The sequence below is a fragment of the Shewanella halotolerans genome (genome assembly GCF_019457535.1).
Classification (GTDB): domain Bacteria; phylum Pseudomonadota; class Gammaproteobacteria; order Enterobacterales; family Shewanellaceae; genus Shewanella; species Shewanella halotolerans.
The window spans coordinates 1,338,988-1,354,852 of record NZ_CP080417.1 but is presented as its reverse complement, the minus strand read 5'-3'; the positions used below and the strand labels follow the sequence as shown (position 1 = coordinate 1,354,852).

General features: G+C 53.4%; 11 protein-coding genes. 7 read left to right on the top strand and 4 right to left on the bottom strand.

The annotated features are described in order from the left end of the window. Positions 1 to 45 precede the first annotated feature (45 nt). Positions 46 to 996, bottom strand: a complete 951-nt coding sequence (locus tag K0H81_RS05935) for a porin (RefSeq protein ID WP_011866547.1) — start codon at positions 994 to 996, stop codon at positions 46 to 48. A 301-nt stretch (positions 997 to 1,297) separates the two neighbouring features. Between K0H81_RS05935 and rdgC the strand changes: the two genes are divergently transcribed. Continuing rightward, positions 1,298 to 2,209 carry a recombination-associated protein RdgC gene (rdgC, locus tag K0H81_RS05930; RefSeq protein ID WP_220060221.1) on the top strand — a complete coding sequence of 304 codons (912 nt, stop codon included), beginning with the start codon at positions 1,298 to 1,300 and terminating at the stop codon, positions 2,207 to 2,209. Positions 2,210 to 2,387: 178 nt separating this feature from the next. Here rdgC and K0H81_RS05925 read toward each other — a convergent pair whose 3' ends face one another. Next, positions 2,388 to 4,184, bottom strand: coding sequence for a M61 family metallopeptidase (locus K0H81_RS05925; protein WP_220060220.1), 1,797 nt, complete (start codon positions 4,182 to 4,184; stop codon positions 2,388 to 2,390). A gap of 127 nt (positions 4,185 to 4,311) precedes the next feature. On the opposite strand from K0H81_RS05925, the gene K0H81_RS05920 reads away from it, so the two are divergent. From K0H81_RS05920 to K0H81_RS05900, 5 genes are all read left to right on the top strand, one after another. Then, positions 4,312 to 6,468, top strand: a complete 2,157-nt coding sequence (locus tag K0H81_RS05920; protein WP_220060219.1) for a tetratricopeptide repeat protein — start codon at positions 4,312 to 4,314, stop codon at positions 6,466 to 6,468. Positions 6,469 to 6,659: 191 nt separating this feature from the next. Then, on the top strand, positions 6,660 to 8,216 hold the full coding sequence (locus tag K0H81_RS05915) for a GGDEF domain-containing protein (protein ID WP_011866551.1): 1,557 nt from the start codon (positions 6,660 to 6,662) through the stop codon (positions 8,214 to 8,216). A 75-nt stretch (positions 8,217 to 8,291) separates the two neighbouring features. After that, positions 8,292 to 9,644 (top strand): nucleotide 5'-monophosphate nucleosidase PpnN, encoded by a 1,353-nt coding sequence (gene ppnN / locus K0H81_RS05910; protein ID WP_220060218.1) that lies wholly within the window; start codon positions 8,292 to 8,294, stop codon positions 9,642 to 9,644. A gap of 18 nt (positions 9,645 to 9,662) precedes the next feature. After that, the gene (xni, locus tag K0H81_RS05905) at positions 9,663 to 10,433 is read left to right on the top strand and encodes a flap endonuclease Xni (protein WP_011866553.1); all 771 of its coding nucleotides are present in this window, start codon (positions 9,663 to 9,665) and stop codon (positions 10,431 to 10,433) included. Positions 10,434 to 10,585: 152 nt separating this feature from the next. Continuing rightward, complete coding sequence (locus K0H81_RS05900; protein WP_041509176.1) at positions 10,586 to 10,972, top strand: DUF3192 domain-containing protein; 387 nt, start codon at positions 10,586 to 10,588, stop codon at positions 10,970 to 10,972. 23 nt (positions 10,973 to 10,995) lie between these two features. On the opposite strand, the gene K0H81_RS05895 is transcribed toward K0H81_RS05900, so the two are convergent. Continuing rightward, entirely contained in the window at positions 10,996 to 11,466 is a 471-nt protein-coding gene (locus K0H81_RS05895) for a methyltransferase family protein (RefSeq protein WP_258406398.1), read from the bottom strand. A 142-nt stretch (positions 11,467 to 11,608) separates the two neighbouring features. Continuing rightward, entirely contained in the window at positions 11,609 to 14,422 is a 2,814-nt protein-coding gene (locus K0H81_RS05890) for an alpha/beta hydrolase family protein (protein WP_220060216.1), read from the bottom strand. A gap of 299 nt (positions 14,423 to 14,721) precedes the next feature. On the opposite strand from K0H81_RS05890, the gene K0H81_RS05885 reads away from it, so the two are divergent. Further along, positions 14,722 to 15,729, top strand: coding sequence for an isocitrate dehydrogenase (locus K0H81_RS05885; RefSeq protein ID WP_220060215.1), 1,008 nt, complete (start codon positions 14,722 to 14,724; stop codon positions 15,727 to 15,729). Positions 15,730 to 15,865 lie beyond the last annotated feature (136 nt).

Genomic DNA, 15,865 nt, shown 5'->3' with positions numbered 1-15,865 from the left:
TTTTGTCAGCACTCGACTGGCGAGTGAAAGTTATTTATCAATAACTTAGAACTTGTGTTCTAGACCCAGACCGAAGAATTTATCGGTAGTGTCAACACCTTCGAAATCACGGTTGGTGTAGAAGGCAAACAGTTTAGTTGGCTTGCCTAGCTTGTAGTCACCACCCACTGACCAAGAATCACCTTTGTCTTCCATGTCTTGGTACTGAGCCTTCAGTACTACGGCATCGATAGTGTAAGCAGCGCTTACCAGGTAACCAGTCTTGCTGTCAGCACCAACAACGGCAGTACCGTCTTTCTTGTAAGTCTCTTCCTGCTGCTGGTACATACCACCAATCTTCAGGCCAGCGATCTTACCTTGAACAGTAGCGCGAACCACTTCGTAACCTTTAACGTCTGAGTCGTAAGCGATAGAAGCGAAGATAGGAGACTTCTTCAGCTTAGCATCACCGTACATAGCGGCAACGCTGAAACCGTCTTGGCCATACTGTGAGCTAGCGCCTTCAGCAGCATAAGTCACACCTACTTTGAAACCGCTGAAAGAAGGCGTCATGTAAGTCGCAGTCTGCTCGATACGGTTTTCACCTTTGAACAGGTGCTTCAGGTCACCAGACAGGTCGTTGAACTGGTCAACTTTACCTTGAGATTGCTTCAGCATGGTGTCGTTACGACCCACAGAGAAAGCACCAAAGTTACCTTTTAAACCAACGAACTGGTTACGAGCCAAGAAGTTTTCCTTAGCCGCATCACCTGTGTCCACTTCATACTCAACAGTGTAGAAAGCTTCAAGTGAGCTGCTCAGCTCGAAAGCACCCTTCACGCCAAAACGAGAAGCGTTGCTCTGAATAGTCGTCGTTGCATCACCATCTACATCGTTAGATTGAGCCGTTACGTTTAGTTTGCCGTAAACAGTCAATGGCTCTGCAGCGTGTGCAGAAGCGAGAGTGGCAGTTGCTAGCGCAGAAGCGAGTAGTGTTTTACAAAAAACGTTCATCATTTAATCCTTTCGACGTTTGTTCGTCTTGGTTATTGGTTTGGACGGCCGAAAGTGTGCAACTTTTATGTTGCAGTTTTATTTCATCGATTTAGCAACTGGATAAATTTGATAATGTGAACTACGCCCGCTGGCCACAAACCCAGGCGATATGGGCGCTTCGAGGCGATAAAATGAAATATTACAGTTTGATGAATTATGTCACTTGAGCAATATTTGTGACATTTTGAGGAAGATTGTTAGCGGTTTACCCGCGCCCAACAATGGCTTACACTGCGGCTTTATTTTTGATTGAGCGCCTATCATGTGGTTTAAGAATCTTACCGTATATCGTTTTAATAAACCTTTCTCTGTCGATACCGAAGCGCTAGAGAAGTCACTGGAAGACTTTACCTTTTCTCCCTGCTCCAGCCAGGACATCAGCAAGTTCGGCTTCTCTAAAGCACTGGGTAAACTCGGCCACACCTTAGTACACAGCGCCGAGAACAGACACCTTATCTGTGCCACCAAAGAGGAGAAGATCCTGCCTTCTCAGGTGGTAAAAGAAGCCCTCGAAGAGAAAGTGGCGCAGATAGAAGCCGAAGAAAACCGCAAGCTGGCCAAGAAAGAGAAAGATGCGCTTAAAGAGGAGATCACCACCACGCTATTGCCACGCGCCTTCTCTCGTCGCAGCCAGATCCATGCGTTGATATTGCCTGAGATTGAGATGATCTTGGTAGACTCATCAAGCGCCACTAAGGCAGAAGAGTTACTGGCCCTGCTGCGTAAGGCGCTGGGCTCACTGCCGGTGATCCCAATGAGCTTCAAGACGCCAATCGAAGCCCAGCTAACCGAGTGGCTCAAGAGCAACAGCGCGCCTGCACCGTTTGAGATGCAGGATGAGGCCGAGCTTAAGTCAGATTCTGATGAAGGCGGCATAGTACGCTTCAAACAGCAAGACCTGACCGAAAACGAGGTGCTGGCGCATCTAGAGGTGGGTAAGCAGGTGCATAAGCTGGCGCTGCATTTCGGCCAGTCTATCGCCTTCGTGCTGCAATCCGATGCCGGCATCAAACGCCTGAAGTTCTCTGAAGAGTTTAGGGCGCACAACGACGAGGTGGGCACAGAAGATCCACTGGCGCGTCTGGACGCCGACTTCGCCCTGATGGGCAGCGAGCTGATCGCCCTGATGAACTCGCTAGTCGAAGTATTAGGCGGCCTGGAAGATAGTCTATAAGCTAGCCAGGAAGATGGCTTGTAAGCCAGCCTATAAGCTAGATTCTTGCCGGCTTGAGAGACTAACTTTTAAGTGCTCAAGGAACAAAAAACCACCCAAGCGGGTGGTTTTTTTATTGGTATGTTCTCGCGTTCAGGCGATGCAACTGGCTCGACACCACAAATGCTATAGGCGTGAATTAGCCTTTCAGCTTACCTTCGCCATCGAAGGGCCAATCAATTCCCAGCCAGGCCTCGAAGAAGGCTTTCTGTTTCCGGCTCGGCTTATCGACGCTAACGAGCTTAAGCTTCTCACTGGGCTGCTCCGCCAACGTCAGCGACACCTCTTTTAGGGTATCGTTACTAAAGAGCATCACCTTGATGGTATCGCCCGGGGTAAAGTCTTTGATGCGCGCCGCAAAGCCCTTGGCGGTGACCTTAAGGCCATTTATCGCCACCAGCTCATCGCCCGCTACTATGCCTGCCCGCCAAGCAGGTCCCTCACGTTTAACATGACTTAGCTTCAGGCTGCCCTCGCGGGTCAGCATGCCGGCATAGGCGATCGCCTTATTATCACTGCCATAATCTTTCTTCAGTCCCGCCTTGGCCAGCAAGGCCTCATAGTCCAGCACCAGCGGGCTGTTGACATGACGCTGCCACCAGTCGCCATAATCTTTGCCCGACAGCTCACGCAGAATCTGCTGCACATCGCTGACTTGGTATCCCACCGGAAGCTTATAATCTTGATATAGTTTGGCATGCAGATCCCGATAGGAGGCCTTGAGGCGAGTGTCGCTCAGCAGGCTAAAATCCAATGCCAGCGAGGTCAGGTAGCCTTCGGCATAGATGTTACTGCTGTGGTTCTGGGCATAGTCGCCACCACCGGCCACCCACTGACCGGCGCTGGCCTCGGCGACAGACTGCACCTCCCGCCCCGGTGTCTGCTCGTTGCGCGTGATACGCCGCGCCAGATCTTCCAGAAACTCCTTAGGAGTGATCACACCGGCGCGCAACAAAAGCTGACTCTGAAAATAGCTGGTCGAGCCTTCGGCGATCCACAAGAGCTCGGTGATCCCCTCCTGCTGATAATCGTAGGGCACCAGCCCCTGAGGGCGGTAGGCCTTCACGTTCCAGGTATGAATAAATTCGTGGGAAGCCGTCTTGATAAAGCCAAGGTAATCTTTGCGCTCACGAAAGGTAAAGCGTGGGCGTTGGATAACGGTAGAGTTCAGGTGCTCGGTCGCGCCGCTGGCACCACTGGTGGCGTGCACCATATAGACATAGCGCTTAAAAGGATAACCATCCCAAATCGCCTTGGCCTGCCCGCTGAGCTTGGTAAGGTCTTCCACCATCTTATCGAGATCATAGTTACCCTCGCCCCAGACCACCAGCTCGTAGTCACGACCGTCTGCCGAGAAGGTTCTGTGCTGGCTGATCCCCGTCTCTATGGGCGAGTCCACCAGCACATCATAATTGTCGGCGATAAACAGATGAGCATCCTTTGATTCCATGCCCGAGTAGCTGCGCCAGGCCTCAGGCACTTTTAGCGAGACATTTACCTTTTGATCGCGAAATTCTGGGCTATAGACAAATACGCCGCTGGCATCCAAATAGGCATGGGAGGCGTCGATATGGCTCACTCTCTGCCCCAGGCTGTTGGCATAGAGCTGATAGGTAACCTTGACCTGAGTCGGCTGGCTCAGTTTCACCTGCCATTCGCCGCTGGCGCTGCGCTGCCACGCTAGCGCCTTGCCCGACTCATCTTCGGCCCTGAAATGACGAATCGCATCCCCCAGGGGCAACACCTGATACTTGCCGGTGCGCCACACGGGTAGATTCACACTAAGCTGCTTGGCCTCGCTGCGGGGAAAGTCGACCTCCACCTTGGCCAGGTGATGCTGAGGCTGGGTGAGATCGATCCGGTAATTAACATCTGCGTGAGCTTGAGACAGGAAAAAAGGACTAAAAATCAAAATCAAGGGTACAGCTAGTTTCACTCTGGCTTCCTTCTGTTATCATAGTTGTAATGTGAAGTTCGTCAGTATAACCCGATTTATCCCTCTCACTGCGGACAGAATTCTAAAAACATAATATGCCCGCCTGCGGCTCGGTGATGCTACGAAAATGCGCGTATTTCTCTACAGTCTGCTGCTGTTCTTTTGCTGTGCGACCTCGGTCAATGCAGCCTTCAGCCAATTGATCAGCAAAGAGGTTAAGTTTAAAGAGTCGGCCCCCGAGTTTTACCAAGACGCCATCGCCAGCCTCTCCTTTCCCATCGAATTTGCCAGCGAAGTGGAATTCAATCACCTCGCCGATACCCAGGGCTTCAGTAGCCAGGAGCTGGAGCAGCAGCTACAGTGGTTGGCGCGTGTCTACCTGGAACCGGGCATAGGGGTCGATGACGCCTTGGAGAAGGCGCAGCAGGTGATGACCCAGCTTGAGATCATCGCCGATACCCCCTACGACAGGGCTTACTTGCTGATGCTCCAGGGGCGTAAGACAGGTAGGGATAAGCAAGATTACCAGCTGGCGATCACTTACTATCAGCAGGCGCTGGCCCAACTCAAGGCCAGCGAAGATCTGCCGACTCAGCTGCTGCTACACAACATTCATTATCAGCTTGGCGACCTCTATCGCATCACGCTACAGAAGAACGCCGCCCTCACCCACCTCAATCAGTATCGCGAGCTGGCCTATCAGCTCAGAGACGACTATCTGATCGCCAAGGCCGAGTCGACGCTGGGACACTACTACAGCGGCGATGAGCAGTTTGCCAAGGCGCTGCAACATTATACCGAGGCGATCCGCCTGGCCGAGGGACTGGACAAGCCTTTCCTCAACGCCATCTTGTCGCTGCGCCTCGCCCGCGTCTATCGGGATCTCAAGTCTTGGAATGAAGCCCTGACCTATGCCCACAAAGCCGCCGATGGTTTTACCAAGGTGGGCAAAGACAATTATCTGTCCAGCGCCATGACAGTGATCGCCATGGTATATGGCGAGCAGGAGCGCTGGAATCAAGCGATCGATTACTACCTCAATGCCCAGCAGATAGATGTCAGACGCGGCAACCTGACCGCCCAGGCTCTCAACCTGCACAACCTGGGCGAAGCCTATTTCAACAACAAGGAACCCAAGCGCGCCCTGACTAACCTCATCAAGGCTAACGGCTTGTTCCTGCAGAAGAAGAGCAAGCACTACCTGATTTATAACGACCTACTGATCGCTCAGGTGGCCAGCCAGCTCGGTGACTGGAGCATGGTCAACGCCTATGCCGCCAAGGCCTTCGTATTAGCCCGGGAGAAGAAACTGCCGGAGCAGATGTTTGAGGCGCTGCAATATAAGACCCGCGCCTTGAAGGAACTGGGCGACATCGACAAGGCCCTGGCAGCGCTGGAGCAGCTGATCACCCTGAGTCAGGATCTCGAGCATGAAAGCCAGAAGCCCTCAGACTATAGCCCAAGTGTATTGGCCGAGCAGCAGCTCAAGCTGCAGCTCAGTCAGCTACAGGCATCAAACAAGACCCAAGAGAAGCAAGCCCATCAGTTCAGGCTGGCCGCCAGCATCATCTTTATCGTGAGTCTGCTGTTGGCCCTGGTCGGTATCAACCAATGGCGCGGCAAGGCCAAGCTGAAACAACAGCTGACCAGCCTTAAACAGAAGGTAAATCAAGAACCCATCACCCAGCTGCCTGGCTATCACGGCTTCATCGCCCGCATGGGACAGAAAAATGAGATTGCCCAGCTGGCGCTGCTCTCTGTCGATGACGGCCACACGCTGGATCTCAACCTGGGCAACGATACCTATCTCGAGGCCACCGCGCGTCTGATGGACACCCTGAGCCGGGGCCTGGCCGGAGAGGCCTATCTTATTCGTCCTGGCCTCATCCTACTGACGCTTAACGAGCTAAACGCCCATCAAGCACTGCTGGAGCGGATCCGCAGCCTGCTCGATGACCAGCCACAGAGTCAGGGCACTCATTTCAAGCTGGGCTGCATCAAGGTGCCGCTGCTTGGCAATCCAGACATCAAGGTGACCCCGGATACCTACTTCAATGTGCTGCAGATGCTAGTGGCGGGCGCCATGAGTCTGGGGACGCAAAAAGATTGTTATGTCAGTATCACACCACTGAATTTTGCGCCGGCAGCAATTTTGTCTAACCCGCTATACTTACACTTGGAAAAAGGGATCAGCCGAGGATTGGTTAAGGTCGAATGCAATGAGAATAAGGCACTCATCCAATGGCCCAAATGGCAGGGAGCAAACGATGCAGACCCCACATAATTTCACAAAAGTATCCTGCTTGGGTCACATACCCTCGACGGTACATTTGCATAACCTACTAGATCGGATACCATTGGCCTCAAATAGCTCTCCATTAGCCAATGGTAAAATTGTTCGGCAACTTCTAACCGCTTTACAATATAGAAGTTTCTTCCATCAACTGACGCTGAAGCTTATTGATAAGGTCTAGAATGAAAGACGCTATGACAAGCCTCTCCCAGGTATCGCTCCTTCAGCAGAAACTCCATTCTGCCAAAATCGCCTTGGCCGAACTCAACGATCAGAAGGCCCAGAGCCAAAGTTCATTGCTGCAATTTATCGGTCACCTCAGCCTCGCCTGTAAGGGTCAGAGCATAGAGCTGGACAACAAGCTGGCCAAGCTGCGCCACAACCTAATCAACGTCGAACATATCGACGAGGTCTTGCCGGACCTGCTCGAGGTCGAGCAGCTACTCAAGCAGCAGTACCACCATGTGATGGGGCAGCTCGAAGATGGCCGCGCCAGTCTCGCCAAGGTGATCCGTCAGCTACAGCGCGTGGACTCGGTACCGGACAAACTCAAGAAAGAGATCGCCTACTACAAGCAAGATCTCGGCAAGCCGTTTCATACTTACTGGGACTACTTTCCTAAGGTTGAGCGTCTGGTGGGCTTCTTCGAAGCCATCATGCATGAGCAGCTCAGTCAGGGCGACAAGCTAGAGGTTCTGCCGAAACACCGGCAGCTGGCTCACGAGCTGGCGCAGATGATCTCTGAGATCGAGTTTCGTAAAGATCAGCGCGATCAGGTACTGGTGATCAAGGATTACCTGGCCGCCGAAATTGATGTCGACGGTCTTATCGACGCCTATCAGACCATACTCTCCCTGCTGCTGGAAAATATTGCGCTGGAGAAGAGCGCCTCTCAGGAGTTCCTTTACGCCCTCAACGATGCCCTCTCAGCGGTGCGTGAGGTGGTGAATGACTCCTACAACAGCAACCAGCGCAGCTATCAGCTGAAGAAACAACTCAACCGTGAGATCAACTCGCGGGTCGACAATGTAGGCGATGCCATCATAGACATCGATGACATAGACCACCTCAAGCTGCAGGTCACTGAACAACTCGCCTCTATCCGCACCGCCCTCGGGCGCAAGGAGGCGCTGGAGCAGCGCGAACAGGCGATGCTGCGCAAGTCGATGGAGACGATGCGCGATGAGCTCAACGAGCTGAGTAAAGAGGCCAACGCCTATAAAGAGCGTCTGTTTGAGCAGCAGAAACTTAACCTGCTCGACACCCTGACCCAGCTGCCCAACCGCGCGGCGCTGGAAGAGCGTATGGAGCAGGAGTTCCGCAACTATCAACGCCATCGTCATCCGCTATGGGTGGCGGTTGCCGACATAGATCACTTCAAATCCATCAACGATAATTTCGGCCACAGCACTGGGGATAAGACGCTACAGGTGATCGCCATGGCACTGAAAAACTCCCTGCGTGAGTCTGAGTTTGTGGCCCGTTACGGCGGTGAAGAATTTGTCCTCCTCATTCCGGATGTGTCGGCCAACGACATAGAGCAGCTGTTGAATCGCGTGAGGGAGAAAGTAAAAAATATTCCCTTTAAGTTTAAAAATCAGAGAATTACAGTTACAGTATCAATAGGTGCTGCACAAATTCTTGAAAACGAGCAGATAAGCGAAACCTTCGAACGCGCCGACGCAGCACTCTACAAGGCCAAACATGAAAGCAGAGACAGAGTGATTATTGACGCCTAATCCTGGGGGCTATCTCAGGAGTTTCCACCCTTTTCCCCGGTGTCATGGCTTTGGGTCTACTGCTAAGGAGTCGCCATGATCGTCAATATCAGTCCCAGAGGCAGTATGGATCAACTTTCCCAGCTGGAAGTTGATCGCCTCAAGCAAAATGCTAGCAGTGAACTCTATCAACTCTTTCGCAACTGCTCCCTGGCGGTGCTCGCCTCAGGATTAAAGAGCGACAATGCCTGCACCCTGTTTGAGCAGTACAGTAACTTCAATATCAACGTGCTCAGGCGCGAGCGCGGCATCAAGATAGAGCTGGTCAATCCCCCCGAAGCCGCCTTCGTCGATGGCAACATCATCGCCGGGATCCAGGAGCATCTGTTTGCCGTACTCAGGGATATCGTCTACCTCAGCGATCGCTACGACAACCTGAAACATATCAACCTGACCAACTCCAGCCATATCACCAACGTGGTGTTCGACATACTGAGAAACGCCCAGGTGATCCCCCGTCAGGATCCCAACCTAGTGGTCTGCTGGGGCGGCCACAGCATAAATGAAAACGAATACCAATACACCCGAGAGGTAGGTTACGAGCTGGGCCTGCGGAGCATGGATATCTGTACCGGCTGCGGCCCGGGTGCCATGGAGGGACCCATGAAGGGCGCCGCCATCGGCCATGCCAAGCAGCGGGTGCGCACCGCCCGCTATGTCGGTCTGACCGAACCCAGTATCATCGCCGCCGAGCCCCCCAACCAGATAGTCAACGAGCTGGTGATCTTGCCCGATATCGAGAAGCGACTCGAGGCCTTCGTCCGCCTGGGACACGGCATAGTGATCTTCCCCGGTGGCGCCGGCACCGCAGAGGAGCTGCTCTACCTGCTGGGGATCTTGCTTAACAAGGAAAATGCCAACATCCCCTTCCCCTTGGTGCTCACAGGCCCGAGGGAGAGCGCCGATTACTTTACCAAGATAGATGAGTTTGTCGCCGCCACCCTGGGCGAAGAGGCCCAGAGCAAGTATGAGATCGTCATCGATGACCCTGTGCGGGTCGCGCGGATCATGAGCCACGGCATGACGGTCATCAAGCAGCACCGCAGAGACACGGGCGACTCCTACCAGTACAACTGGTCGTTGAAGATAGAGCCCGAGTTTCAGCTGCCCTTCGTGCCGGATCATGAGATCATGAACAACCTCAACCTCTACTACCAGCCCAACAAGGCGGATCTGGCGGCCAACCTGAGACGCGCCTTTTCTGGTATAGTGGCGGGCAACGTCAAGATGGACACGATGCGAGAGATAGAGCGCTCCGGCCCCTTCGAGCTCAGGGGCGATAAGCAGCTGATGAAATTGATGGACACCCTGCTGCAGGCTTTTGTGGATCAGCAGCGCATGAAGCTGCCCGGCAGCGCCTATGTCCCCTGTTATCGGATCGCCACTTAACCCTATGTTAGAGACAAGATGAACCGATTTTTAATCATAGATGGACTCAACCTGGTGCGGCGCATCCACGCCGCCCAGCCAAACGAGAACGATGTTAACGGCCTGCCGGAACGGGTCACCTCCGCCTGCCGTAAGCTGCTGAGCAAACACAACCCCAGCCATGTCACCCTGGTGTGGGATGGCGATGCCATCTCCTGGCGCAAGAAGCTCTACGACGACTATAAGAAAGGGCGCAAGCCCATGCCCGAGGCCTTGAGTCAGGCGCTGCCTGCCCTTAAGCAGCACCTCGCCGAGCGCGGCTTTCACTCCATCGACGCCATAGCCGAAGCCGACGATGTTATCGCCACCCTGGCCAGCAAGATGGTACAGGCCAAGGGAGAGGCGATCATCGTCTCCACCGACAAGGGCTTTACCCAGCTGCTTTCCCCCCAGATACAGCTGTGGGATCACTTCAATCAGCAGGCGATCACCATAGAAGATCGCGAGCGTCAGCTCGGCGTCGATAGGAGTCAGTTCATCGATTTTCTCGCCATGGCGGGCGACAGCGGCAACAAGATCCCCGGCATCCCAGGTATCGGCCCTAAGTCGGCCTGTGAGTTGCTGAAAACCTTCCGCACCCTGGCCAACGTCTACGCCTCCCTGGATAAGATAGGCGCCAAACAGGCCAAGAAACTCGAAGAGGGACGGGCGCTAGCGAGGTTGAGCTATAAACTGGTGCAACTGCAGACCGACATCCCCCTTAACACCCGTCTGGCGAACTTCAGGGTTGAGCTGACAGCCAAGGCGTAAACATTCGCTTACTTATTTGTTGGCTTTGTCGCACCTGTAAGCAAAAACGGTACTACCATACCGTTTTCATCTGCTTTATATTGTAACCAATATGTTGCAGTGGCTTAATCCACTGCAGATACACCCGCAGCATGGAAGGATCCCAAGGTAAGATGAAATCTAAAGTTCCAGTGATAATAGGCTCAATCTTCGCGGCCTATCTGGCCTTTGTCGCCGTCGTCGTCCTGGTTTATGAACCCACGCCAGACGATATGGACTGGGAAGACAGGCAGGCCTACAACAACGCCAAGTTAACCGAACTGTCCATAGGACAACCGATAGAACAGATCAGGACACTCATGGGTAAGGCCGATTTTTCCGAGGCCAAGAGCAGCAATCAAGATACCCTACAGGTGCTCTTCTATCGCACCCATCACAGCAAGTCGGACGGCGAGACCACCCGCGACGAATGTACCCCACTACTGTTTAAGAACAACAAGCTGATCGCCTGGGGCCAGGACACCTATCAGCAATATCTCGACTCTCCCATCGGCGGCTAACCGCCAAGATAGAACAGGCGCTGTTACAACCAGCGCCTGACACTCTTTAGATACGCCCCATATTCCTTAGGAAACTTTGCCAGCAGGTAGGCCTCCTCGCGGCGGATCGCAAGCCAATAGACCCCTAAACAGGCAGGCAAGGTGCTGAGCAATAACCAGGGGGAGGCTAACAAGAGCCCTAATCCAATGGGAAAGCCGCAGAAAGCCACATAGATAGGATTTCGGCTAAAGCGATAGTAGCCAGAGGTGATAATGGTGGAGGTAGGCTTCCAGGGCTCGATGGCGGTCTGACGTCGCCTGAAGATGAGCATTATATGTAGCAAGACTAAGCTAGTTGCCAGCAGCAAGGCAGCACCGGCTATCTGACCTATGGGGTGAGTCGACAAGCCTAAGGGAAAACGCCACTCTAAGGCCAAAGCCAGGCCCATGGCGAAGATAAAGATCAAGGGCGGCGGCACCCTGACACTGGCCCCCTTGCTGTCGGTATCTGTCATGCCCTGCTCCATATTGTTTCGCCCTCCTAAATCCTTTAATTCCTCAAACACCCAGACGCTTAATTATCTTAGCGTGCGCACACTATTAAGACACGCCATTAAAAAGCCGGGCTAGGCCCGGCTTAAGGTAGACAAGTTGGGCTTAGCCCGCCTTCTTATACTCTTGATAGGCCTCTCCCTCAGACAGCCACTTAGGCGCAGGCTTGCCCTTAAGGTAGTGATCGAAGTATTGCATCATGCGCAGGCTATAGTCGACCTTATTAGGGTATTTCTTCAGATGGTGTGGCTCATCCTGATACTGGAGGAACACCACATCCTTACCCGCACGGCGCATCGCCAGATACAGCTCAACCCCTTGCTCCCAAGGCACTGCATCGTCTTTATCACCAAACATGATCATCATAGGCGTCTTGATCCGCTCGACATAGAAGACGGGCGAGTTTTCGATATATTTCTGCGGCGCCTTAAACAGGCTCTCACCAATACGGCTCTGCCCCGTCTCATACTGGAACTGTCGCGCAAGCCCAGTGCCGTGACGAATGCCGCTATAGGCGCTGGTCATGTTAGACACGGGTGCGCCGGTGACCGCCGCCTTGAAGATAGAGGTCTGCGTCACGGCAAAGGCGGTCTGGTAACCGCCCCAGGAGTGACCCTGAATGCCCACACCATCGGGATCGGCGATGCCCATATCGATAAGCTTCTGCACCCCAGAGGTCAGCGCCTGAACCGAGCTCGCGCCAGGATAGCCCACCTCGAAACGGATATCCGGCAGGAAGATGGCATAGCCGTTATCGGCATACCAGGCAAAGTTAGGTCTGTGGTTCAGCTTCATGTCTGGGAAGGCATGCAGCCTGTCGCTCATGAAACGGTAGAAATAGACCAGCACAGGGTAGCGCTTACCGGCCACATAGTTAGATGGCTTGATCAGCACGCCATCGAGCGGCTTGCCATCGCCATTGGTCCAGTGCACCAACTCGGCCTTACCCCAATCGAGCTGACGCTTCTGGTCGTCGAGACGGGTCTGGCGGATCGCCTGCTCAGGGCTTTGCAGATCGCTGGCATAGAGATCCGGGTAGAGATCATAACGCTCCTTAGAAAACAGCACCTTATCACTCTCTTCGGCGCGGGCCAGCAGCTTGAGCTTATAGTCGCCCTCCATCAGCGGCTTGACGCCAGAGACGCCCACCTTGGCGCTGTAGAAACCATCGCCCTTGGTGCGCTCGTTATAGCCATGCAGCAGCAGACTCTGGTCCGCCTTAAGCAGATCCGGCTTGTCCGCCTTGTCTAGCAAGCCCGTGACGCGATACTGGATCTGCGCCTTACGTCCCTTGGCGGCCGTGAGACGAAACGCATCGCGAGAATCGGTATTGAACTGCCAGATATCATACTTATCGTAGGCCAGGAAGGCCGAGCCATCTTCGACCCAAGGGCCTAGTCCGTAGCCTGGCGCTACAGACGGATAGTCGTGATCTTCGTCGGCAAACGGCGTCTTGAAATCTTTGGTCAGCTTGACCCGGCTATCCTGGGCGATCTGATACAGGAAGATATTGCCCTGCTGATAATAGGCCACGAAGCGCTCGTTAGGCGACAGCGAAGGCTTCTCGGAAACAGGTTGCTGAACGAGAAACGACTGCTTGCGCCCAGTGTTGAGATCCACCAGATAATAGTCGCGGTAGAAACCGGCCCAGGTGATCATCTTAAGGTAAGGCACATCTGTGCTGGCGAGCATGAAACGCTGCTGCTGACCAAGCTCAATATCCGGCACCGCCTGATCGGCCAGCTGCACCACCTGCTTAGAGCCCAGGTGCAACACCGCCAGATAGGTGCGTTTTAATTCTTTCTTGTACTGTTTGACCTCGTTTGGCTTGATGCGTGGGTCGTCACCATGCCAAACCCTGAGTTCGCGCTGGCCAGTGATCACCTCAGGATCATAGAGATCGTCCGCATTGGCCACCTTAGGCAGCTCTAGCTGCTGACTCACCTCGGGCACACGGCCGAAGAACAAACGCTTACTGTCATCGGAGAAGATCAGCTCACTGTAACGGTTAAGGGTCCACTCCTTGGTGTTGGCCACCTGATGCAGCTTGTCGCTACCCGCTTGATGCAGGGCGAGATGATATTCGCGACCCCAGGGGGCATCACTGGCCTTGCCATAGGTAAAGGCAACATATTTACCATCTTCGCTGGCCGACACGGCGCCTACTTGTTGATCCACAAAACCGGCAATCACCTCTAGCTCACCGCTCGCAAGGTCCATGCGCTGCACTCGGTGCAGATTGTTAGCGATATCATTCTGTGCCACCACCAGCTGGCGACCCGCCTTATCGAAATAAAAGGCGGTCACATGAGCGAGCTTCTCACTCTTACCCGCCTTGAGGTTCACCACCTCTAAGGTACGTCCCTTGTCATACTTATCGACTTTGGGCTTCTTGGCAGCGGGCGCAGGCTTAGCCTCGTTATTCTTGTCGTTGGCTTCCGGCTCATCCTTCTTATCACTATCGGCCTCTTCACCGGCCTCATACCAGATGGCCAGATGGGTCCCGGCATCGTTAAAGGCAAACTCCTTCACCTTGTCATAGCGGGTCTCTTTGCCAGATTGAGTATCCAACAGCGCCAGACCGGCCTTAAGTTTCTTGCGGGCCTTGGGGCTGGCTTTTTCCTGCTCAAGCAAGGCTGGCGCGATAGCAAAGGCGGCGAAACGGCCATCATGGCTGATCAGCGGCTTGCTGCCCCCCGCCACGGTAAAACTTTGCTCGCTGTCTAAACGCTTTACCATGCCGTGACTGTCTCCCCTGTCGGGACTGACCTCGACGGCAAAGGCACTGCCATTGGCGGCGAGCACTGGCTTATTGAGAGATTCGAATTTCATGATGACATCGGGTGTCACATCGGCGCTGAAGGCGGCGCAAGAAAAGAGACTGGCACACAAGAGGGATAGGGTCGGTAATGGCTTCAAGGTCTTCCTCGTTTTTAACTTATTATTAACGGATGCAGCTTGTCATTAACGGATGTAGCCTGGGTTATTAGACTAAAGTAGACTTTTTTAACGCTTAAGGATCAATCATCGTCATTAGCCTTTGTTATTGCAAGTTAGCCTACACAAAAAAACGTGAGATTGCTCACTATTTCCTGTGAAATTTGCGCAAAAGTAGTTAAAATAAGACCGATAAGATTCTAAAAATTCATAGTCATAACACCGTGTCTTTCGACATGGTCAGACAATAGCAGTAACGACCAACCGTGGAAGGACTCTCCATGTCAAAAAGAACTATTACCGTTATCCCGGGTGATGGGATTGGCCCAAGCATAATCGACTCAGCAATCAAGATCTTAGATAAAGCTGGATGTGATTTCGAATACGAATTTGCCGATGCTGGCCTAGCCGCACTTGAGAAGCAAGGTGAACTTCTACCTCAACGTACACTGGATATGATCGAGAAGAACCGTATCACGCTGAAAGGGCCACTAACGACCCCTGTCGGCGAAGGTTTCACCTCAATCAACGTCACTTTACGTAAAAAATTCGGCTTATATGCCAACGTACGTCCTGTATTGTCTTTTAAAGGCACTCAGGCACGTTATGACAACATCGACATCATCACGGTACGTGAAAACACCGAAGGCATGTACTCAGGCCTAGGTCAAACCGTTTCAGAAGATGGTACGACGGCTGAAGCCACCAGTATCATTACCCGTCAGGGTGCCGAGCAGATCACTACCTTCGCCTACGAGCTAGCGCGCAAAGAGGGTCGTAAGAAGGTGACTATCGTACACAAGGCTAACATCATGAAGTCGACCTCAGGCCTGTTCCTGAAGGTAGCTCGTGAAGTGAGCCAGCGTTACCCAGACATCACCACTGAAGAGATGATTGTCGACGCGACCTGTATGAAGCTGGTGATGAACCCAGAAAACTTCGACGTGATCGTCACCACCAACCTGTTCGGCGACATCCTATCGGATCTGTGTGCCGGTCTTGTGGGCGGCCTGGGGATGGCACCTGGCGCCAACATCGGCAAGAACGCGGCGATCTTCGAAGCGGTACACGGCAGCGCGCCAGATATCGCAGGTAAGAACCTGGCTAACCCAACTTCGGTGATCCTGGCATCAATCCAGATGCTGGAATACCTGGGCATGTCAGACAAGGCGCAAGCCATTCGCGCGGCGGTTTCTGCCGTGATCGAAGAAGGCGATCGCACGACTCGCGACCTTGGCGGTACTCACGGTACCTCTGACTTCACTCAGGCGGTACTCGAGCGTCTGTAATAGACCAAGTAGCCGTAAGCTAAAAAACAAAAAGCCCCGCAATCGCGGGGCTTTTTTTTATCCAGTCTCTGCAACCACTGCCTATAGCCTCTGCGATGGCGGCTTATTGTTGATCCGCCATCCGAGCCTAACGCTC

What these genes read in the sequence shown, in the direction of transcription:
- K0H81_RS05935 (WP_011866547.1), bottom strand. Translation starts at nt 996, where the DNA reads ATGATGAACGTTTTTTGTAAAACACTACTCGCTTCTGCGCTAGCAACT.
- rdgC (WP_220060221.1), top strand. Translation starts at nt 1,298, where the DNA reads ATGTGGTTTAAGAATCTTACCGTATATCGTTTTAATAAACCTTTCTCT.
- K0H81_RS05920 (WP_220060219.1), top strand. Translation starts at nt 4,312, where the DNA reads ATGCGCGTATTTCTCTACAGTCTGCTGCTGTTCTTTTGCTGTGCGACC.
- K0H81_RS05915 (WP_011866551.1), top strand. Translation starts at nt 6,660, where the DNA reads ATGAAAGACGCTATGACAAGCCTCTCCCAGGTATCGCTCCTTCAGCAG.
- ppnN (WP_220060218.1), top strand. Translation starts at nt 8,292, where the DNA reads ATGATCGTCAATATCAGTCCCAGAGGCAGTATGGATCAACTTTCCCAG.
- xni (WP_011866553.1), top strand. Translation starts at nt 9,663, where the DNA reads ATGAACCGATTTTTAATCATAGATGGACTCAACCTGGTGCGGCGCATC.
- K0H81_RS05900 (WP_041509176.1), top strand. Translation starts at nt 10,586, where the DNA reads ATGAAATCTAAAGTTCCAGTGATAATAGGCTCAATCTTCGCGGCCTAT.
- K0H81_RS05895 (WP_258406398.1), bottom strand. Translation starts at nt 11,466, where the DNA reads ATGACAGATACCGACAGCAAGGGGGCCAGTGTCAGGGTGCCGCCGCCC.
- K0H81_RS05885 (WP_220060215.1), top strand. Translation starts at nt 14,722, where the DNA reads ATGTCAAAAAGAACTATTACCGTTATCCCGGGTGATGGGATTGGCCCA.